Origin of the sequence: Streptomyces sp. NPDC019937 (genome assembly GCF_040631655.1) — a bacterium.
GTDB lineage: Bacteria > Actinomycetota > Actinomycetes > Streptomycetales > Streptomycetaceae > Streptomyces.
Genome location: NZ_JBEYAL010000027.1, coordinates 35298 through 54888, shown reverse-complemented (window position 1 = coordinate 54888; position 19591 = coordinate 35298). Strand labels below are relative to the sequence as shown.

The window sequence follows — 19591 nt, the reverse complement described above, 5'->3', positions numbered from 1 at the left end:
CCGCCCCGACCCGGATCCGGCCTGCTGACGGGCCTGTCCGGCCGGTGCCGGGCCTCCGTGGCTGGGGCATGGATCACACCTGGCCGGGCGCCGTGTCGCCCCCGTTTCCGCCGAGCACCGGGAGGTGTGCGGCGAGGTCCGCGCGCTCACCGCTCGCCGTCACCTCACCGGACTCCAGCGCCTCGGCCCAGCCGATCCGGCCGGCGGCCAGCCGGACCCAGGTCAGCGGGTCCGTCTCGACCACGTTCGGCGGGGTGCCGCGGGTGTGCCGGGGCCCCTCCACGCACTGCACGACGGCGAACGGCGGAACGCGCAGCTCGACCGACCCGCCGGGCGCCTTCGCCGCGAGCCCGTCGGCCAGCAGCCGGACGGCGGTGGCCAGCGCCTGGCGGTCGTACGGCACGGCCAGGCCCGTGGCCGCCGCCAGATCGTCGCTGTGGACGACCAGCTCGGCGCAGCGGGCCGCGAGGGCGCGGCCGTCCTCGTCGGCCGCCGCGGCCTCCGCCGGCAGCCGCGCGATCAGCTCGCGGACCGACCGGCCGCCGGCCCGGGTGGGCGCGGCCAGCCGCTCCTCGTCCAGCCCGCCCACGACGTCCCGGACGTGCCGCAGCTGCGCGGCCACGGCGGCGCGGGTCTTGGCGGGGTCGTAGTTGCGGGCGCGAGGGCGAGGCGGCATGGCGCCGAGCGTATCGACAGTCCGGTGGGCCCGGCGGAGGATGGAGGAAAGGGGATAGAGAGGTATCCATCGATACGAAAGGTGTGAATGACCATGGGCGAGCACCCCGATGCCGCCGTGGTGCGCCGCGCCGCCACCGCGTTCCAGCAAGGCGACCTGGACACCCTCGGCACGCTGCTGACGGCGGACGTCGTCCAGCATGTGCCCGGTGACCACATGCTCTCCGGGCACCACAAGGGCCGGGACGCGTGCATGCGGCTGTACCGCACCGAATACGAGGAGACCGGCGGCACGCTGCGGGTCGAGGTGGAGACGGTGCTGCCCGACGGGCGCGGGCATGTGATCTCCGGCCAGCACTGCCGCGCCGAGCGCGGCAACCGCACGCTGGACATGAAGACCGGGCTGTTCTTCACCATCGTCGGCGGGAAGATCAGCGACATCGACTACTGCGTCGAGGACATCGACGCCGCCAACGCCTTCTGGGGGAAGTGACTCAGGAGCGCGGGTGGCCCCGCCCACCGGGGCGGGGCCACCCGACGGGCGCTCAGGCCAGCAGGCCGGGGATGGTCGCCTCGTAGGGCTCCCGCAGCTCCGCCAGCGGGATCGAGAACTGGCCCTGGACGTCGATCGTCTCGCCGTCCACGACCCCGATCCGGGTCGCGGGAAGCCCGCGGGCGCCGCACATGTCGTTGAAGCGGATCTCCTCGCTGCGCGGGACGGCCACGACGGCGCGCCCGGCGGACTCGGAGAACAGCAGCACGAAGGGGTCCACGCCGTCGGGGACGACGATCCGGGCGCCCTTGCCGCCGCGCAGGCACGACTCGGTCACGGCCTGGATCAGCCCGCCGTCGGACAGGTCGTGGGCCGCGTCCACCATGCCGTCGCGGGAGGCGGAGATCAGGATCTCGGCGAGCAGCCGCTCCCGCTCCAGGTCCACCTTGGGCGGCAGCCCGCCCAGGTGATCGTGGACGACCTGCGACCAGGCCGAGCCGCCCAGCTCCTCGGCGGTGTCGCCGAGGAGGTAGAGCAGCTGGCCCTCCTCGGCGAACGCCATCGGCGTGCGCCGCGCGACGTCGTCGATCACGCCGAGGACGGCGACGACCGGCGTCGGGTGGATGGCGGTCTCCCCGGTCTGGTTGTACAGGGAGACGTTGCCGCCGGTGACCGGGGTGCCCAGGATCTGGCAGCCGTCGGCCAGGCCACGGGTGGCCTCCGCGAACTGCCACATGACCGCGGGGTCCTCCGGCGAGCCGAAGTTGAGGCAGTTGGAGATCGCCAGCGGCTTGGCGCCGGACGCGGCGACGTTGCGGTACGACTCGGCGAGGGCCAGCTGCGCGCCCGCGTACGGGTCGAGCTTGGCGTACCGGCCGTTGCCGTCCGTGGCGACGGCGACACCGAGCCCGGTCTCCTCATCGACCCGCACCATGCCGGAGTCCTCGGGCTGGGCCAGGACCGTGTTGCCCTGCACGAAGCGGTCGTACTGGTCGGTGACCCAGGACTTGGACGCCTGGTTCGGGGAGGAGATCACGCGCAGCACCTGCTCGCGCAGCTCGTCCCCGGTGGCCGGGCGGGGCAGCTTGGCCGCGTCGTCGGCCTGGAGGGTGTCCTGCCAGTCGGGGCGGGCGTAGGGGCGCTCGTACACCGGGCCCTCGTGGGCGACGGTGCGCGGCGGCACGTCCACGATCTGCTCGCCGTGCCAGAAGATCTCCAGCCGCTCGCCGTCGGTGACCTCACCGATCACGGTGGCGATGACGTCCCACTTCTCGCAGATCTCCAGGAAGCGGTCGGCCTTCTCCGGCGTCACGATCGCGCACATGCGCTCCTGCGACTCGCTCATCAGGATCTCCTCGGGGGAGAGCGAAGAGTCGCGCAGCGGCACGGTGTCCAGCTCGACGCGCATGCCGCCGGAGCCGGCGCTGGCCAGCTCGCTGGTGGCGCAGGAGAGGCCCGCGCCGCCGAGGTCCTGGATGCCCTCGACCAGGTCTTCCCTGAAGATCTCCAGGGTGCACTCGATGAGCAGCTTCTCCTGGAACGGGTCGCCGACCTGGACGGCGGGGCGCTTGGCGGGCTTACTGTCGTCGAAGGTCTCGGAGGCGAGCACGGAGACGCCGCCGATGCCGTCGCCGCCGGTGCGGGCGCCGTAGAGGATGACCTTGTTGCCCGCGCCGGACGCCTTGGCCAGGTGGATGTCCTCGTGCTTCATGACACCCACGCACAGGGCGTTGACCAGCGGGTTGCCCTGGTAGCAAGGGTCGAAGACGACCTCGCCGCCGATGTTGGGCAGGCCCAGACAGTTGCCGTAGCCGCCGATGCCCGCGACGACGCCGGGCAGCACCCGCTTGGTGTCGGGGTGGTCGGCGGCGCCGAAGCGCAGCGGGTCCATGACGGCGACCGGGCGGGCGCCCATGGCGAGGATGTCGCGGACGATGCCGCCGACGCCGGTGGCCGCGCCCTGGTAGGGCTCGACGTACGAGGGGTGGTTGTGCGACTCGACCTTGAAGGTGACCGCGTACCCCTGGCCGACGTCGACCACGCCCGCGTTCTCGCCTATGCCGACGAGCAGCGCGTCGGTCTCGGGTGCCTTCTCGCCGAACTGCCGCAGATGGACCTTGCTCGACTTGTACGAGCAGTGCTCGGACCACATGACGGAGTACATGGCCAGCTCGGCACCGGTGGGCCGGCGGCCCAGGATGGCGCGGATGCGCTCGTACTCGTCCTGCTTCAGCCCCAGCTCGGCCCAGGGCTGATCGGTGTCCGGGGTCTGGGCGGCGTGCTTCGTGGTGTCCAGGGTCATGCGCTGACCAGCCTCTTGAGGATCGAGGTGAAGAAGCCGAGCCCGTCGGTGCGACCGGTGCCGATCAGCGGCTCGACGGCGTGCTCGGGGTGCGGCATGAGGCCGACGACATTGCCCTCCGCATTGGAGATCCCGGCGATGTCGCGCAGGGAGCCGTTGGGGTTCAGCTCCTGATAGCGGAAGACGACGCGGCCCTCGGCCTCGAGTTCATCGAGGACGCGCTCGTCGGCGACATAGCGGCCGTCGATGTTCTTCAGCGGGATGTTGATCTCCTGGCCCTGCTCATACGAGCGCGTCCAGGCGGTCTCCGCGTTTTCCACCCGCAACCTCTGGTCGCGGCAGATGAAGTGCAGATGGTTGTTGCGCAGCATCGCGCCGGGCAGCAGATGGGTCTCGGTGAGAACCTGGAACCCATTGCAGATGCCAAGCACCGGCATACCCGCCTTCGCCTGGGCGATGACGGTCTCCATTACCGGGGAGAAGCGGGAGATCGCTCCGGCTCGCAGATAGTCGCCGTAGGAGAAGCCGCCCGGCAGGATCACCGCGTCGACCTGCTTGAGGTCCTTGTCACGGTGCCACAGCGGTACGGCCTCGAGGCCGGCGGTACGGACCGCGCGCTGGGTGTCGCGGTCGTCGAGGGTTCCGGGGAAAGTGACGACTCCGACGCGTGCGGTCACGACTCCGCCTTCGCGGTGGCGTCGGCCCCGGCGGCCTCGACCTTCACGTCGAAGTCCTCGATCACGGTGTTGGCGAGGAAGGTTTCGGCGATCTCATGGATACGGGCGAGGGCGGCGTCATCGACCGGGCCCTCCACTTCGAGTTCAAAGCGCTTGCCCTGACGGACGTCGGCGATGCCCTCGAAACCGAGGCGGGGCAGTGCGCGCTGCACCGCCTGGCCCTGGGGGTCGAGGATCTCCGGCTTGAGCATGACGTCGACTACGACGCGTGCCACTGGCACTCCCGATGGTGTGGTGCTGGTGCGTAAGGCGGTGGCCCAAGCCTACCCCGAGCAAAAATCTACGCGAGTAGATATTCCTTCGGGGTCACATGTGCGCATCAGTCATGGCCCATCCGCGACAACCACCGGGGAAAGATCCAGCAAAAACGCGTCGTCCGGATTGTGATGTGACACGCTGACGGAATTACCGGGGCTTCACAATGCAATGCCGGTCGCTGTACAAATGAAAAAGCATTGTTCGCTAACAACTGGACAGCTGACATCTTTGCACGTCAACGCAACGATGCAGCCCGAAAGGACCGATATCCGTGGCACAGCGCGTAGTAGTCACGCTCTCCGACGACATCGACGGAGGGGCTGCCGAGGAGACGGTCACGTTCGGTCTGGACGGCAAGTCGTACGAGATCGACCTCACCTCCGCCAACGCCTCGAAACTTCGCGACACCCTCGCCCCGTTCGTGGAGGCGGGCCGCAAGCGGTCCCGCTCCGGCAAGACCTACCGCCGCACCTCCGTGGCCCCGGACCCGGCCGCGGTGCGCGCCTGGGCGCGGTCGCACGGCATGGAGGTGCCGCCGCGGGGGCGCATCCCCAAGAAGGTCTACGAGGCCTTCAACGAGTCCCGCTGAACCGCTCGTTCAGGTGGCGTTCAGCCGAGTTGCACAACACCCCGGGTGGTCCGCTAGAGTCTGGAGCACGCCGAGGGGCGAGGCCGGAAGGCCAAAACCCCGAGGAACACACCATGCGGGTGTAGCTCAGTAGTAGAGCGCCCCCTTTCCAAGGGGGAGGCGCAGTGTGCGATCCCTGTCACCCGCTCTCATCACTCTTCGTTCCCCTTCGGGAGATCCAGTAGAGTGATGCGCGCGCCGATCGGTGAAAGCCGGTCGGAGGCATGCGGACGTAGCTCAGTTGGTAGAGCGCAACCTTGCCAAGGTTGAGGTCGCGAGTTCGAACCTCGTCGTCCGCTCCATGGAGACCTGGGGCGCCAGTCGATTCGACTGGCGCCCCAGGTCTTTCTGTTGTCCGGCTCACTCTCTCGATGACATTTGTCATCGCGGCCGATGACAGCCCGCACTACAAGGCTCCCCCGGACGGCGAAAGCCTGGAGCCATGGATGTGACGGAGAACGCGATCGCGGTCGACGGACTGCGGCGGCGCTATGGGCCGGGCGGGGCCCGGGGATTCGACGCGGTGCGGGGCATCTCGTTCTCGGTGGCGCGCGGTGAGCTGTTCGCGCTGCTGGGCACGAACGGCGCGGGCAAGACCTCCACCGTCGAACTGCTGGAAGGGCTCGCCGCCCCGACCGGCGGCACGGTACGGGTCCTCGGCCACGACCCGTACCGGGAGCGGGGGAAGGTGCGGCCGCGGATCGGGATGATGCTCCAGGAAGGCGGCCTCCCACCCGAGCTGACCGTCGCCGAGACCGCGCGGATGTGGGCGGGGTGCACCAGCGGCGCCCGGCCGGTCCGGGAGGGGCTGGAACTGGTGGGGCTGGCCGGGCGGGCGGACGTACGGGTCAAGATGCTCTCCGGCGGCGAACGGCGTCGGCTGGACCTGGCGCTCGCCCTGCTCGGCCGCCCCGAGGTGCTGTTCCTCGACGAGCCGACCACCGGACTGGACGCGGAGGGGCGGCGGGACACCTGGGAACTGGTGCGGAGGCTGCGCGACCAGGGCACCACGGTGCTGCTGACCACGCACTACCTGGAGGAGGCCGAGGCGCTGGCCGACCGGCTCGCGATCATGCACGCGGGACGGATCGCCGCCTCCGGCCGGGTCGCGGACATCGTGGCCGCGCGGCCCTCGCGCCTCTCCTTCACCCTGCCCGAGGGCACCTCCACCGACGACCTCCCGCCGCCCGCCGCGCTGGGCGCCCTCGAACGGGACTCGGTGGGCCGGGCCGTACGGCTGCGCACCAGGGACCTCCAGCACACCGCCACCGAGGTGCTGCTGTGGGCGCGGGAGCGGCGGATCGGGCTCAGCGGGCTCGACGCCCGGTCGGCCTCGCTGGAAGAGGCGTTCCTGCACATCGCGAGCACCGTCGACATGACGGACACGGCACACACGGCACAGGGGGCGGCACAGTGAGCGGTACGAGCACGATGGCACCGGCCGCCGCCCGGGGGCGCGTCTTCGCGCTGGCCCGCGGCGAACTGACCCTGCTGGCGCGCAACAGGGCCGCGCTGACGTACGCGCTGGTACTGCCCGGCATGCTCACGTACAGCATGAAGACGGCCGTCGAGGGCGTCGACCTCAAGGGCACCGGGCTGGACCTGGGCACGCTGCTGGTGCCCGGTTCGATCGGCATGGCCCTGGTGCTGGCCGTCTACATGAACCTCGTCGGCGTCTATGTGCTCCGCCGTGAGGGCCTGGTCCTCAAGCGGCTGCGCGCCGGGGAGCTGACCGATTCCGAGATCCTGTCCGGGTCCGCGCTCCCCGCCGTCCTGCTCGGGCTCGCCCAATGCGTGCTGCTGGTGGGCGGGGTGAGCGTCGCGCTCGACGTGTCCGCGCCGAAGGCCCCGTACCTGGCCGTCGTCGGGGTCGCGGTCGGCGTGGTGCAGATGGTGATGCTGGCCGCGGCGACCGCCGCGTTCACCAGGACCGCGGAGTCCGCCCAGCTGACGCCGGTGCCGATGATGATGCTGTCGATGGTCGGCTCCGGTCTGTTCGTGCCGCTGGACGTGATGCCGGACCAGGTGGCGTCGGTGTGCGAGCTGTTGCCGCTGACCCCGGTGGTCGACCTCGTGCGGGCCGGCTGGACCGGGGACATGGGCGTGGCCGACGTCCTGGGCACCCTCGCGACGGCGCTGGCCTGGACGGTGCTGGCAGGGTGGGCCGTGCGCGAGCGGTTCCGCTGGGAACCGCGGCGCTGACCGGACGAGGCCGGGCGGGCGAGGGGATACGGGGTTCGTGATACGGCGATGGCGCGGGGCCGCGCGGCTGAAACGGGTGGAGCTGTTCACCCGGTGGATGCTGTACACGCTGCCGTGGTTCTACCAGCTCGCGCTGTGCGGGCCGCTGGCGGAGGGGCTGCGGGGCACGCCACCGGCGCTGAAGTGGTCGCTGCTGGGCCTGTCCATGGTGCAGAGCGTGCTCGCCCTCCCGCTGTTGCGGCGCGGCCTCGACCACTATCTGCACGGCCGCCCGGTGGACCGCCGGCTGCCCGGGCTCGCCACCGTCCTGGCCGCCGCGGGGCTGGGGATCGGGCTGGTGCTCCAGGCGACCGGCGCGCCGCACCAGCCGGGGGCGGCCGCCCGGACCGTCACGCTCACCCTGCTGCCGCTCGCCACCCCGTACGCGCTGCTGCTGCCGATGCGGACCTTCGCCGCCGTGCACACGGGGATCGCGGCGGCGCTGGCCGTGGCGGAGGCGGTGGTCCGGCCGGGGCTCGCCGCCCCGCTGGGGGCCGTCCTCGGGGTCGCCGGGGCCGGTTCCCTGTGCCTGTTCACGGTCCGCTGTTCGGGGTGGATGGTGCAGGTGATGTACGAGGTGGACGCCAACCGGGAGGTGCAGGCGCGGCTGGCGGTCGCGGAGGAACGGCTGCGCTTCGGCCGGGACCTGCACGATGTGATGGGACGGAACCTGGCGGTGATCGCCCTCAAGAGCGAGCTGGCGGTGCAACTGGCCCGGCGGGAGCGGCCCGAGGCGGTGGACCAGATGGTGGAGGTGCAGCGGATCGCGCACGAGACCCAGATGGAGGTCCGGGGCGTGGTGCGCGGCTACCGGGAGGCGGATCTGCAGGTGGAACTGGCCGGGGCGCGCTCGGTGCTGCGCGCGGCCCGGGTCGACTGCCGCGTCGACTGCCCGGCCGAGGACGGCGGCGGGACGCCGCTGCCCGAGGCGGTGCGGTCCGCGCTGGGGTGGGTGGTCCGGGAGGGGACGACGAACGTGCTGCGGCACGCGGACGCCGAACGGTGCGCGATCCGGGTCCGGGTGCACGCGGGGACGGCGGTGCTGGAGATGGAGAACGACGGGGTGCCCACGGGACTTCGGACCGGAACGGGGGCCGGTACCGGGGAAGGAGCCGGGACCTGGGCCGGGGAGGGCAGCGGGCTCAAGGGGCTGCGGGAGAGGCTCGCGGCGCTCGGCGGCACGCTGGACTCCGGTCCCGGCGACGGCGCCGGGACGTACCGGCTGCGGGCCGAACTCCCGCTGGAGGGCGCCGCATGAACGACGGCGAGGTGATCCGGGTGCTGCTCGCCGACGATGAGCACCTGATCCGCGGTGCGCTCGCCGCGCTGCTGTCCCTGGAGGACGACCTGCTGGTGGTCGCCGAGGCCGCCTCCGGCCCGGAGGCGCTGGCGATGGCGCGGGCGCACCGGCCCGATGTGGCGGTGCTGGACCTGCAGATGCCGGTCACGGACGGGGTCGGGGTCGCGGCGGCGCTGCGGTCCGAGCTGCCGGACTGCCGGACCATGATCGTGACCAGTCACGGCAAACCGGGGCACCTGAAGCGGGCGCTGGAGGCGGGGGCGCGCGGGTTCGTGCCGAAGACCGCATCGGCGCGGCAGCTCGCCGAGATCATCCGGTCGGTGCACGGCGGCAGCCGGTACGTGGACCCGGACCTGGCGGCCGACGCGATCAGCGCGGGCGACTCCCCGCTCACCGCGCGCGAGACGGAGCTGCTGGATCTGGCGGCGGACGGGGCGTCCATCGCCGAGATCGCCCGGCGGGCGGCGCTGTCCCCGGGGACGGTGCGCAACTATCTGTCCGCGGCGGCGGCCAAGCTGCACGCCGAGAACCGCCACACGGCGGTCCGCCGGGCGCGCGAGCGGGGCTGGCTGTAGCGGCCGGCCACCCGGGATTGTGCGGGTTTGTTCCCGGTGGTGGTGGCGGCGGCCGGAGGTTTGGTTATAGTGGAGGCGCGCCGAACGGGAAACCGGCGGCGCAGGCGGACGTAGCTCAGTTGGTAGAGCGCAACCTTGCCAAGGTTGAGGTCGCGAGTTCGAGCCTCGTCGTCCGCTCCGGATCAAGGGCCCCGGTCGATGCGACCGGGGCCCTTGTCGTGCCCGGGGTCCTACCAGCTGATGCCGGTCAGCCGCTCGTAGGCCTCCACGTACTTCGACCGCGTCCGCTCCACGACCTCCGCCGGGAGCGGCGGCGGGGGCTGCTCGCCGTGCCGGTCCCAGCCGGAGGCCGGGGAGGTCAGCCAGTCGCGGACGTACTGCTTGTCGAAGGACGGCTGGGCGCGGCCCGGCTCCCAGGTGTCGGCGGGCCAGAAGCGGGACGAGTCGGGGGTCAGCACCTCGTCGGCGAGGACCAGCTCGGCGCCCTCCGCGGCCGCGGTCGCCTCCGCGTAGCCGAACTCGAACTTGGTGTCGGCGAGGATGATGCCCCGCTCACGGGCGATGTCGCGGGCCCGGGCGTACACCGCGAGGGTGATCTGGCGCAGGTTGGCGGCGGGTTCGGGGCCGATCCGGCGGGCGACCTCCTCGTAGCTCACGTTCTCGTCGTGCTCGCCGACCTCGGCCTTGGTCGCCGGGGTGAAGATCGGGGTGGGCAGCTCGGAGCCGTCGGTCAGCCCCTCGGGCAGGGCGAGACCGCAGACGGTGCGGTTGCGCTCGTACTCGGCGAGGCCCGAGCCGGTGAGGTAGCCGCGGGCCACGGCCTCGACCGGGATCATCCGCAGCGACCGGCACACCAGGGTGCGGCCCTGCCAGTCGGCGGGGGCGCCGGGGGGCAGCTCGGTGGACAGGACGTGGTGCGGGACCAGGTCCGCGAGCAGGTCGAACCACCACAGGGAGAGCTGGGTGAGGACCCGGCCCTTGTCGGGGATCTCGGTGGGCAGCACCCAGTCGTACGCGGACATCCGGTCGCTGGCGACCATGACCAGCTCACCGCGCTCGGTCCGGTAGAGGTCGCGCACCTTGCCGGTGTGCAGGTGCTCAAGGCCCGGAACCTGCACCGGTTCGGGCTTTTCGACGAATCCGGACACGCTTCCTCCTGGTGGTTCTGTCCAAGCCACCACGATTCTCCCCCACGTCCTCCCGGCGGTGCGGTCAGCCCCGCCCGCCCCCTCACACCCGCTTGCAGATGCGGTCCAGGAGATTCGCCGTGGCCCGCTGCACCCGCTCGTCCCGGTGGCCCGGCCGGTCCAGCGCCGGGGACCAGGCGAACGTGCCGGAGGCGAACACCAGGGCGCCGCTGGGGGCGCGGTAGAGGGAGGTGTCCTGGTGGCGGGTGGCGCCCTCGCCGTCCTCGTACGGGGAGTGGGCCAGCAGGATGCGGCGCAGGTGCTCGGGCAGCGGGGTGCGCGGGAAGTAGCGGTCGGCCTCGCCCGCGACCAGCCCCGGCAGCTCGTCGCCCTCGGCCGCCCCGGTGGCCTCCCACAGCCAGTGGCCGCCGTTGCGCACGATCAGCGGCCGCGGTTCGGGCACCCGGCCCGCGTACTGGATGCCGATCAGCTGCTGCTCGGGCGCCGCCTCGCGCCACAGCGCGGCACGGCCGGGGCCGCGCCGCTTGCGGCAGGTCAGCAGGCGGTCCGGGCCGGAGGGCGAGGGGGCCAGCTCGACCTGCCAGTACATGGTGTTCGCGGAGAGGAAGACCAGCGAGGTGCCGCTGTCCCGGGCCCGCTCCACGGTGCGCCGCATCGCGGCCGACCAGTACTCGTCGTGGCCGGGGAAGACCAGGCCGCGGTAGCGGGTGGGGTCGACGCTCCCGGCGTGCAGATCGCGGGTCTCGGCGTAGGCCAGGTCGTAGCCGTAGCGCTCGGCCCAGCGGATGAAGTCGTACGCGTGGCCCACGTGCAGCGGCAGCCCCGCGCCCGCGTAGGGCCGGTCGAAGGAGACCGTGACGGCCGCCTCCGACTCGCCGAGCAGCCTGCCCTGCTCGTCCCAGGCGTGGTAGAGGCTGGCGCCGGTGCGGCCGTCCTCCGGGTAGAGGTTGTACGCCTGCCAGGTGAAGTCGGGCAGGACCAGGAGCAGATCGGCGGGGCGGGCGTCGCGGACCGTGAACGGGATGTGGCTGCGGTAGCCGTCCACGGTGGTGAGCACGGCCACGTACGCCCCGAGCTTCCAGTACGAGGGGATCTGCAGCCGCCAGGACAGCCACCAGTGGTGGCAGGAGACGGTGCGGTCGGCGGTGAGCGGCGGCGGCTGCACGATGCCGGACAGCCGCGGACTGGTGGTGATCTTCGACGCGCCGTCGCCGCCGTAGTGGCCGATGCGGTAGATGTCCACGCCGAACTGCTGCGGCGGGTCGACCGTGATGCGGAAGTCGATGGCCTCGCCGGGGGCGGCGGCGGAGGTCGAGGCGAAGCCCTTGATCTGGCGGCGCACATCGTCGGCGGTGCGCGGGCCGGGGATCCGCACCGGGGCCCCGGGGGCGTGGACATGATCCACGTACCAGGGGACCACATGGCCCGTGTCGTCGAAGTAGTTCTCACTGGTGCGCAGCCACGGCAGCGGCCCCTGGCCGAAAGGATCCGTCACCGCGTGGGCCAGCGCCCCGGACTCCCAGCGCCGGATCTGGTCCGTCCCCATCCTCGTTCCCCTCCCTGCGTGCCCCGGCGGCGTCCCGTCGCCTCGCTGCCGTGTGTGCCCGTCCCGCAGGTCCGGGCCTTGTGGGTCCGGGTTCGCGGGTCCGGTCGGTGAACCGGGCTGGTGGTCCGGTCCGCTGGGCCGGGTGGCAGCGACCGGCCCCAGCACATCACATTACGCACTCGCTCCGTCACCGATCGTTGCGAATTCACCAAACGGAAACCATTCATCAGCCATGATTCCGGGCCGACGGGGGCGGATCAGACGAGCCGCACCGGCTTCTCGGGGCGGACGCCGACCTCGGCGAGCCAGCTGCGCAGCGGGGCCGCGTCCCCGTCCTCCACCAGCGTGAGCACCGGATGGGACAGATCGGCGCGGCGGCGGCCGGCCACCAGGAGCGCCGGGCCGTCGAGCCAGTCCAGGCCGGGGGCCGCGCCCGCGGTGTCCACGGCGGCGCAGCAGACCATCGCGGTCACGTGGTCGGCCAGCAGCTCACGGCCGGTGCGGGGCGGCTGGAGCGGGAGCAGCGGCGCGAAACCGTCGATCCAGGGGTCGCCGCCCGCGCCCTCCGCCGTACGGGCCTGGCGGGCCTGTGCGGTGGCCCGGTGGGCGGCGGCCTCCTCGCGGGCCAGCTCCACGGTGAGCCGGGCCGCCAGGTCCTCGCCGAGGCCGTCGGCGCCGGCGGCCGTGGAGTCGGGGGTGGTGGCGGTGAGCCGGTCCATGACCCGGGCCAGGGTCGGCGGGGTGGGGGTGCCGGCGGGGGTCGGCGGCGGGCCGGAGGGGTCCGTGCGCTCCTCCAGGACGCGGTGGAGGCGGGCCGCCTCCTGGCGCCATTTGCGGTCCACGACCTCTTCCGGATACTGGCCCCAGTCGACCGGGGACCAGTCCGGGCCCGGCTCCGGGGGGCCGCCGTGGAAGAGCCGCGCGGCCAGCAGCGAGGTGGCCTCGTCGATCAGGCCGGGTTCCTCCAGCAGATCGCAGGCGGGCCGCTCGCTGAGCCGGGAGGCGAACCCCTCGGCGAGCCGGTCCCGGCGGGACAGCTCGGTCAGCGCCGACACCACGCCAGCGTCCAGCCGGGACGGCCAGCGGCCCATCCGCCAGGCGGGCAGCGCGACCCGGGTCAGCAGCCGGTCCCAGCCCGCGTAGGCGAGGCCCACCTGCTCCTGGGCGACGATCCGCAGCCCGTAGTCGACGGCCTGGGCCCGCTCGGAGGCGGCCGCGGCGACCGCGCGCTCCATCTGGGCGGCGTGGTCCCGGCAGCCGCGCAGCAGCAGCCGGGCGATCCAGCCGATGAAGGCGAGGGCGGGGCGGCGGACGGCCCGGCCGAGCGGGGTGCCGGTGTCGCCGCCGCTCGCCGGGTCGTCGTCGCCGGACGCGGAGACCGCCACGGCGGCGTCCAGCCCGCGCACGAAGCGGCGGGCGGCGGCTATGTCCGGGTGGACGGAGGGGCCGGTGCCCGCCACCACGGGCGCGAGCAGCGCGCGCAGCTCGGCGACCCGCATCCACCACAGGAAGGGCGAGCCGATCACCAGGACCGGGGCCCGGGGCGCACGGCGCTCCTGCCGGTCCGCCCGGGAGCGGCCGCTTCCGAGACGGTCCGCCCGGTCCGTGGCCGGCGGCCCCACGGTGTGCACCGCGCGGGACGCCCCGGGCGGGGGCCGGTCCTCGCCGCGGCGGCCTTCGTGCGCCGGATGCGCGCGGTCCTCCAGCCAGCTGTCGCAGTCCGGGGTGAGCGCTATGGCGGAGGGCGCGGGCACCTCCAGCCGCTCCGCCAGATCGCGGACCAGCCGGTACAGGTCCGGGGCCGTCTCCTCGGCGATGGGGACCGTGGGCGTGAGCGCCGGTTTCGCCCGGACGACCACGGCGGCCACCGCCGCCGCCAGCAGCAGGACCAGCAGGGCACCGCCGACCACCGCCCAGCGCAGCGCGGTCCAGCCCTCGTCGTGCGAACCGCCGCCGATGCGCCCGGTGGCGCTGCCCGCCAGCAGCACGACCGCCACCGCGGCCGGAAGGAGGGCGACCGCGAGCGCGGCGCCCCGGATGCGCAGTACGGCGAGGGCACGGGCGCGCGCCGCCAGTGCTCCTGCTTCCGGACCTGCCACGGTTCTCATCACCCCCTCCTGTCCGGCCGGTGGTTGAACAGCGGACGACGGCGGCGTTTGTCTATCCCCCCACTGTGGCACCGGCCGCCCGCTCCGCAATGCCGATGGGCCAGTTGCCGCACCTCGCCTGAGCGGCACAGTAGTTGGAGGGCGGGCGTGCGTCAGCAGGATGCGGAAGCCCTCACCCGATGGAATGGCCTTGGGCGGAACCGGGAACCCGGTCGGGTTCGGGTGGGACCGCCGCGCCCGGATGCCGCGCCCGGAGGGTGGGTCCGTGCGCTCAGACGCCCTCGGAGGCCGCCTTCGCCGCGATGTCGGTCCGGTGGTGGGAGCCGTCCAGCCCGATGCGGGACACCGCCCGGTACACCCGCTCCCGGGCCTTGGCCAGGTCGGAGCCGGACGCGGTGACGGACAGCACACGGCCGCCCGCGCTCACCACGTCGCCGGACGCGCCGTCCCGCCGGGTGCCCGCGTGCAGTACGTACGCCTTGGGCCCGTCCTCCGCGGCCACCTCGTCAAGACCGGTGATCGGGTCGCCGGTGCGCGGGGTGCCGGGGTAGTTGTGCGAGGCGATCACGACGGTCACCGCGGCGCCGTCGCTCCAGCGCAGCGGCGGCTCGGCGGCCAGCGCACCGGTCGCGGCGGCCTTCAGCAGACCGGCCAGGGGGGTCTTCAGCCGGGCCAGCACGACCTGGGTCTCCGGGTCGCCGAAGCGCGCGTTGAACTCGATGACCCGTACGCCGCGCGAGGTGATCGCGAGCCCCGCGTACAGCAGCCCGGAGAAGGGCGTACCGCGGCGGCGCAGCTCGTCGACGGTGGGCTGGCAGACCGTGGCCACGATCTCGTCGACCAGGGCGGGGTCGGCCCAGGGCAGCGGGGAGTAGGCGCCCATGCCGCCGGTGTTCGGGCCCTCGTCGCCGTCGTACGCCCGCTTGAAGTCCTGGGCGGGCTGGAGCGGCACCACGGTCTCGCCGTCGGTCACCGCGAACAGCGACACCTCGGGGCCGTCCAGGAACTCCTCGATCACCACGCGTCCGCAGGCCAGCGCGTGCTCGCGGGCGGCCGCCAGGTCGCCGGTCACCACGACGCCCTTGCCCGCGGCGAGGCCGTCGTCCTTGACCACGTACGGCGGGCCGAAGGCGTCCAGGGCCTCGTCGACCTCGGCGGGGGTGGTGCAGACGTAGGCGCGGGCGGTGGGCACACCGGCCGAGGCCATGACGTCCTTCGCGAACGCCTTCGACCCCTCCAGCCGCGCCGCCTCGGCGGACGGCCCGAAGGCCGGGATGCCGCGGGCGCGCACGGCGTCGGCGACGCCCGCGACGAGCGGCGCCTCCGGGCCGACGACCACCAGCTCGGCCTCCAGCGCGGCGGCCAGGTCGGCGACGGCGGCGCCGTCGAGGACGTCGACGGCGTGCAGCTCGGCGACCTCCGCGATGCCGGCGTTGCCGGGCGCGCAGTGCAGGGCGGTGACGTCGGGATCGAGGGAGAGGGAGCGGCACAGGGCGTGTTCGCGGGCGCCGCCGCCGATGACGAGGACCTTCACGGTAGGCACCCTACGGCCTCCCCCGTCCGGGCGGCCCGGCCGGGTCGGGGGGCGGGACGGGCGGGCCGGGGCGCGGGGCGGGGCGGGCGGGCACTCTTTCGGGTGAGCGGGAATGAGGCCCTATATCCGATGTCCACCACTTACGGGCGGAATACCCGTGATCGTGGCCGCGTGGCCAGCCGTTCGGCGGTAGGAATGGTCGTCGCGCGCCAGCCGCGCGCCAGGAGCAACGCCGCCGCAGAGGGAGTGCACGGGTGAGTCAGCCGGAGATGCAACCCGAGGAACTCCCTCGGCAGGAGGGGGCGAGGACGCGGGAGGACCTGATCGGCCGGCCGTTCCCGCACGGCGACTGGGGGGAGCCCGCCGAGCGCCTGGACGAGCTGTACCGGTGGGTCGAGGAGGGCGCGCTGCGGGTGGGCGACTGGTATCTCGTCGACCGGCTGTGGAAGCGGCGGGCCGCCCGGGCGCTGCGGGCGGGGGCCGCGACGGGGGCGGTGGCGGGCGCCGTGCTGCCGCTGCTGGAGCTGAACGGGGCGCTGGGCGCCGGGGCCGGGTGGGGCGCGCTGGCGCTGCTGCTGGCCGTGGCGTGCGTGGGCTGCGACCGGTATTTCGGGCTGACGTCCGGCTGGATGCGGGACGTGGCCACGGCGCAGGCGGTGCAGCGGCGGCTGGAGTCGCTGCAGTTCGACTGGGCGTCGGAGAGCGTCCGGGAGGTGCTGGGCCCGACGGAGGGCACCGCGTCCGAGGCCGTGGAGCGGTGTCTGGCGGTGCTGCGGCGGTTCTGCGAGGACGTCTCGGAGCTGGTGCGGACGGAGACCGCGGGCTGGATGGTGGACTTCGGCTCGGGGTCGGCGCCGATGTTCACGCATTCGCTGTTCACCCGGTCGCTGGTGGCCCAGGGCTCCCGCCCGGACGGCGGGAGCCCCGCGCACCGCTTTCCGCTGCCGCCGGGCAGCACCCGGCCCAACATGCCGCGGCAGCGTCCTCCGGAGCCGCCCCGCTGAGGCCGGGCGGCTCAGCTGAAGAGGATCATCGAGCCCTGGCTCAGGCTGCGGGTCGCGGCCGCGTGCAGCCCCAGCCAGACATGGCGTTCGCGGGCGAACGGGCTGTCCTCGTACGGTCCGGGCGCGGCCGGTTCCTCCAGGCTGGTCGGCCGGGCGGGGGGCGTGGGGGCGGCCGGGGGGTTGCCCGGGTCGATCCCGAGCGCCGGGGCGACGGCCTCCAGTTCGCGCAGCAGCCCATGACTGGATCCCAGGGGGCCGCCGCCCTCCATGAGTTCGTCGTTGGCCAGCGGGGAGGGGAAGTCGACGGGGACGTAGGCGCCCGCGTGGTCGTAGTGCCACACCAGGTGCGACTGCTGGGCCGTGGGCTCGAACATCTCCAGCAACTGCTCGTAGTCCCCGCCGAGTTCGTCGACCGGGGCGACCTCCAGGCCGCACAGCTGCAACAGGTAGGCGCGGCGCAGGAAGTGGAGCGCGTCGTAGTCGAATCCCGCTACCGGGGCGACGTCCCCGGACAGGCCCGGCATGTAGCCGAGGACGGGCACCGGCGGCAGACCGGCCTCACCGAGTGCCTTGTCGTAGGTTGCGATCTCGTCGGCGAAGGGATTGTCGGGGCTGTGGCACAGCACATCGACGAGGGGGACCAGCCAGAGGTCACAGGCCACGCGATCTCACTCTCGTATCCGTATGGTCGCTGGTCGCTTCAGCGTAGTGCCCCGGGTACGCGGCGCGAAGAGCGCCGACGGCGGCTCTCACCCCCCGGGGTTCCCTCAGGGGGTGCCGGTGACCAACCGCTCGATCAGCGCACGGAAGTGCGCGTTGTACGCCGCTATCAGCCGCTCGGAGGCCGTGGGATCACCACGGGTGACGGCCGTGGTCAGCTCGCAGTGGCCCGCCCACAGCTCGCCGCGCAGATCGGGGACCCGGCGCAGATAGGGCACGGTGAAGACCCAGGTCTGCATCCGCAGCCGCTGCAGGAAGTCGGTGATGTACGGGTTGCCGACCAGCCCGCAGATCTCGCGCCAGAAGCGCAGGTCGTAGCCGATGAGGATGTCGAGGTCACCGGCGCGGGCGGCCCGCTCGGCGGCCTCGGCCCGGCGCCGCACCGAGGCCAGGGACTGCGGATTCATGGTGCTCAGCGTCTGCTCGACGGCATGCCGGAACAGCCCCTCGACGACCATGGCGCGGGCGTCGACCATGTGCCGGAAGTCCTTGATGGTGAACTCGTGGACCTTGAAGCCCCGGTGTTCCTCGACGTCCAGCAGCCCCTGGGAGCACAGGTCGAGCAGGGCCTCGCGGACCGGGGTCGCGGAGACGCCGTAGTGGTCGGCCATCTCCTTGACGGTGAACTGCCGCCCCGCCGGCAGTCTGCCCGCGAGCACCTCGTCACACAGCGCGTCGGCGATCTGCTGCCGCAGGGTGTTCCGCTTGACCGGGCTGGTGCCGGGCACGGGCATCGAGGACCGTCTCCTTCCGCGGCCGTCGTGTCATGTCATCCGGAAGCGGACGGCCCTCGCATCACGATATGCGAGGGCCGTTGCGCAAAGTACGCAGAGTCAGGTGGTGGTCTACACCGGACGGCTATATGTGGCTATGGGGCGTGAAGAGGACGTGACGCCCCGGTGAGGGCGCGGCTACGCGGTGTGGGCGTCCGCCGCGTTCAGCGCCTCGTCCAGAATGGCCAGACCCTCCTTGGCCTCGGACTCGGTGACCGTGCACGGCGGCACCACATGCGTGCGGTTCATGTTCACGAACGGCCACAGCCCGCCGCGCTTGCAGGCGGCCGCGAAGTCGGCCATGGGCTGGTTGGCCGGGCCGCTCGCGTTGTACGGGACGAGCGGTTCGCGCGTCTCCTTGTCCTTGACCAGATCGAGCGCCCAGAAGACGCCCAGACCGCGCACCTCGCCGACCGACGGGTGGCGCTCGGCGATCTCCCGCAGGGCCGGGCCGATCACGTTCTCCCCGATCGCGGCCGCGTTCTCCACGATGCCCTCCTCCGCCATCGCGTTGATGGTGGCGACGGCCGAGGCGCAGGCGAGCGGGTGCCCGGAGTAGGTGAGGCCGCCCGGGTAGGGCCGCTGGTCGAAGGTGGCGGCGATCTCGGCCGAGATGGCGACGCCGCCGAGCGGCACATAGCCGGAGTTGACGCCCTTGGCGAAGGTCAGGAGGTCCGGGGTGACACCGAAGTGGTCGGCCGCGAACCAGTGGCCGGTGCGGCCGAAGCCCGCCATCACCTCGTCCAGGATGAAGACGATCCCGTACCGGTCGCAGATCTCCCGGACCCCGGCCAGATAGCCGGGCGGCGGCACCATGATCCCGGCGGTGCCGGGGATGGTCTCCAGGATGATCGCGGCGATGCCGGACGGGCCCTCGTAGGCGATGGTGTCTTCCAGGTGGCGCAGCGCGCGCTCGCACTCCTGCGCCTCGTTCTCGGCGTGGAACGGCGAGCGGTAGAGGAACGGCGCCCAGAAGTGGACGACACCGGCGGACGCGGTGTCGGAGGGCCAGCGGCGCGGGTCGCCGGTCAGGTTGATCGCGGCGGCGGTGGCTCCGTGGTACGAGCGGTAGGCGGACAGCACCTTGGAGCGGCCGGTGTGCAGCCGGGCCATGCGGACCGCGTTCTCGACCGCCTCGGCGCCGCCGTTGGTGAAGAAGATCTTGTCCAGGTCGCCGGGGGTGCGCTCGGCGACCAGCCGCGCCGCCTCGGACCGTACGTCGACGGCGAAGCCCGGCGCGATCGTGCACATCTTCGCCGCCTGCTCCTGGATCGCGGCGACGACCTTGGGGTGCTGGTGGCCGATGTTGGTGTTGACCAGCTGGCAGCTGAAGTCGAGGTAGCGGTTGCCCTCGTAGTCCCAGAAGTACGAGCCGTCGGCGCCCGCGATCGCGAGCGGGTCGATCAGCCCCTGCGCGGACCAGGAGTGGAAGACGTGGGCGCGGTCGGCAGCCTTGACGGCGGCGCCGGCGGCGGGATCGGGGCTGGGGTGCGTGGGCGGCACGGACACGTTCGCTACCTCGGATCGCTCGCGGGTCTGGGGTGCCCCC

18 protein-coding genes and 3 tRNA genes are annotated in these 19591 nt (G+C 72.9%); 10 read left to right on the top strand and 11 right to left on the bottom strand.

Going from position 1 to position 19591, the window contains the following annotated elements:
* Positions 1–73: 73 nt before the first annotated feature.
* Positions 74–676, bottom strand: a complete 603-nt coding sequence (locus ABZ562_RS25895) for a sterol carrier family protein (protein WP_361484012.1) — start codon at positions 674–676, stop codon at positions 74–76.
* Positions 677–769: 93 nt separating this feature from the next.
* Between ABZ562_RS25895 and ABZ562_RS25890 the strand changes: the two genes are divergently transcribed.
* Positions 770–1168 (top strand): nuclear transport factor 2 family protein, encoded by a 399-nt coding sequence (locus tag ABZ562_RS25890; protein WP_361484010.1) that lies wholly within the window; start codon positions 770–772, stop codon positions 1166–1168.
* Positions 1169–1220: 52 nt separating this feature from the next.
* On the opposite strand, the gene purL is transcribed toward ABZ562_RS25890, so the two are convergent.
* The 3 genes from purL to purS are packed head-to-tail and all read right to left on the bottom strand — an operon-like array spanning position 1221 to position 4422.
* A complete protein-coding gene (gene purL / locus ABZ562_RS25885) occupies positions 1221–3470 on the bottom strand; it encodes a phosphoribosylformylglycinamidine synthase subunit PurL (RefSeq protein WP_361484008.1) in 2250 nt (749 codons plus the stop codon).
* Positions 3467–4147: a phosphoribosylformylglycinamidine synthase subunit PurQ gene (purQ, locus tag ABZ562_RS25880; RefSeq protein WP_361484006.1), complete on the bottom strand. Its 681-nt coding sequence runs from the start codon at positions 4145–4147 to the stop codon at positions 3467–3469. Before purQ ends, purL begins: the two co-directional genes overlap by 4 nt.
* Positions 4144–4422, bottom strand: coding sequence for a phosphoribosylformylglycinamidine synthase subunit PurS (purS, locus tag ABZ562_RS25875; protein ID WP_361484004.1), 279 nt, complete (start codon positions 4420–4422; stop codon positions 4144–4146). The genes purQ and purS overlap by 4 nt, the downstream gene beginning before the upstream one ends.
* Positions 4423–4736: 314 nt before the next feature.
* On the opposite strand from purS, the gene ABZ562_RS25870 reads away from it, so the two are divergent.
* The 8 genes from ABZ562_RS25870 (at position 4737) to ABZ562_RS25835 (ending at position 9386) form a co-directional block, all read left to right on the top strand.
* On the top strand, positions 4737–5054 hold the full coding sequence (locus ABZ562_RS25870; RefSeq protein ID WP_361484002.1) for an Lsr2 family protein: 318 nt from the start codon (positions 4737–4739) through the stop codon (positions 5052–5054).
* 115 nt (positions 5055–5169) lie between these two features.
* Positions 5170–5241 (top strand) — tRNA-Gly (locus ABZ562_RS25865).
* A gap of 78 nt (positions 5242–5319) precedes the next feature.
* Positions 5320–5395: transfer RNA gene (locus ABZ562_RS25860), tRNA-Gly, on the top strand.
* A 140-nt stretch (positions 5396–5535) separates the two neighbouring features.
* Entirely contained in the window at positions 5536–6510 is a 975-nt protein-coding gene (locus ABZ562_RS25855) for an ABC transporter ATP-binding protein (RefSeq protein ID WP_361484000.1), read from the top strand.
* Between the two features lie 14 nt (positions 6511–6524).
* Positions 6525–7295, top strand: coding sequence for an ABC transporter permease (locus tag ABZ562_RS25850; RefSeq protein ID WP_361484130.1), 771 nt, complete (start codon positions 6525–6527; stop codon positions 7293–7295).
* Positions 7296–7332: 37 nt separating this feature from the next.
* Positions 7333–8592, top strand: a complete 1260-nt coding sequence (locus tag ABZ562_RS25845; protein WP_361483998.1) for a histidine kinase — start codon at positions 7333–7335, stop codon at positions 8590–8592.
* Positions 8589–9209: a response regulator transcription factor gene (locus tag ABZ562_RS25840; protein WP_361483997.1), complete on the top strand. Its 621-nt coding sequence runs from the start codon at positions 8589–8591 to the stop codon at positions 9207–9209. The genes ABZ562_RS25845 and ABZ562_RS25840 overlap by 4 nt, the downstream gene beginning before the upstream one ends.
* Before the next feature lie 104 nt (positions 9210–9313).
* Positions 9314–9386, top strand: a tRNA-Gly gene (locus tag ABZ562_RS25835).
* Positions 9387–9439: 53 nt separating this feature from the next.
* Here ABZ562_RS25835 and ABZ562_RS25830 read toward each other — a convergent pair.
* The 4 genes from ABZ562_RS25830 to purD form a co-directional block, all read right to left on the bottom strand.
* Positions 9440–10357: a phosphoribosylaminoimidazolesuccinocarboxamide synthase gene (locus ABZ562_RS25830; RefSeq protein ID WP_361483995.1), complete on the bottom strand. Its 918-nt coding sequence runs from the start codon at positions 10355–10357 to the stop codon at positions 9440–9442.
* A gap of 82 nt (positions 10358–10439) precedes the next feature.
* Complete coding sequence (locus ABZ562_RS25825; RefSeq protein WP_361483993.1) at positions 10440–11903, bottom strand: N,N-dimethylformamidase beta subunit family domain-containing protein; 1464 nt, start codon at positions 11901–11903, stop codon at positions 10440–10442.
* 257 nt (positions 11904–12160) lie between these two features.
* The gene (locus ABZ562_RS25820; RefSeq protein ID WP_361483991.1) at positions 12161–14011 is read right to left on the bottom strand and encodes a hypothetical protein; all 1851 of its coding nucleotides are present in this window, start codon (positions 14009–14011) and stop codon (positions 12161–12163) included.
* Between the two features lie 271 nt (positions 14012–14282).
* Positions 14283–15545 (bottom strand): phosphoribosylamine--glycine ligase, encoded by a 1263-nt coding sequence (purD, locus tag ABZ562_RS25815; RefSeq protein WP_361484128.1) that lies wholly within the window; start codon positions 15543–15545, stop codon positions 14283–14285.
* 254 nt (positions 15546–15799) lie between these two features.
* Here purD and ABZ562_RS25810 point away from each other — a divergent pair, with 254 nt between their 5' ends.
* Positions 15800–16549: an SLATT domain-containing protein gene (locus tag ABZ562_RS25810; protein ID WP_361483989.1), complete on the top strand. Its 750-nt coding sequence runs from the start codon at positions 15800–15802 to the stop codon at positions 16547–16549.
* 11 nt (positions 16550–16560) lie between these two features.
* On the opposite strand, the gene ABZ562_RS25805 is transcribed toward ABZ562_RS25810, so the two are convergent.
* The 3 genes from ABZ562_RS25805 to ABZ562_RS25795 all read right to left on the bottom strand — a co-directional run bounded on the left by ABZ562_RS25805 (position 16561) and on the right by ABZ562_RS25795 (position 19551).
* Complete coding sequence (locus tag ABZ562_RS25805) at positions 16561–17211, bottom strand: hypothetical protein (protein WP_361483987.1); 651 nt, start codon at positions 17209–17211, stop codon at positions 16561–16563.
* 105 nt (positions 17212–17316) lie between these two features.
* Entirely contained in the window at positions 17317–18003 is a 687-nt protein-coding gene (locus ABZ562_RS25800; RefSeq protein ID WP_361483985.1) for a GntR family transcriptional regulator, read from the bottom strand.
* Positions 18004–18180: 177 nt separating this feature from the next.
* A complete protein-coding gene (locus tag ABZ562_RS25795; RefSeq protein WP_361483983.1) occupies positions 18181–19551 on the bottom strand; it encodes an aspartate aminotransferase family protein in 1371 nt (456 codons plus the stop codon).
* Positions 19552–19591: the final 40 nt, after the last annotated feature.

Excerpts from the sequence above, each read along its gene's own strand:
- ABZ562_RS25820 (WP_361483991.1), bottom strand. The coding sequence starts at position 14,011 with ATGAGAACCGTGGCAGGTCCGGAAGCAGGAGCACTGGCGGCGCGCGCC.
- ABZ562_RS25800 (WP_361483985.1), bottom strand. The coding sequence starts at position 18,003 with ATGCCCGTGCCCGGCACCAGCCCGGTCAAGCGGAACACCCTGCGGCAG.
- ABZ562_RS25890 (WP_361484010.1), top strand. The coding sequence starts at position 770 with ATGGGCGAGCACCCCGATGCCGCCGTGGTGCGCCGCGCCGCCACCGCG.
- ABZ562_RS25895 (WP_361484012.1), bottom strand. The coding sequence starts at position 676 with ATGCCGCCTCGCCCTCGCGCCCGCAACTACGACCCCGCCAAGACCCGC.
- ABZ562_RS25825 (WP_361483993.1), bottom strand. The coding sequence starts at position 11,903 with ATGGGGACGGACCAGATCCGGCGCTGGGAGTCCGGGGCGCTGGCCCAC.
- ABZ562_RS25850 (WP_361484130.1), top strand. The coding sequence starts at position 6,525 with ATGGCACCGGCCGCCGCCCGGGGGCGCGTCTTCGCGCTGGCCCGCGGC.
- purL (WP_361484008.1), bottom strand. The coding sequence starts at position 3,470 with ATGACCCTGGACACCACGAAGCACGCCGCCCAGACCCCGGACACCGAT.
- ABZ562_RS25855 (WP_361484000.1), top strand. The coding sequence starts at position 5,536 with ATGGATGTGACGGAGAACGCGATCGCGGTCGACGGACTGCGGCGGCGC.
- ABZ562_RS25840 (WP_361483997.1), top strand. The coding sequence starts at position 8,589 with ATGAACGACGGCGAGGTGATCCGGGTGCTGCTCGCCGACGATGAGCAC.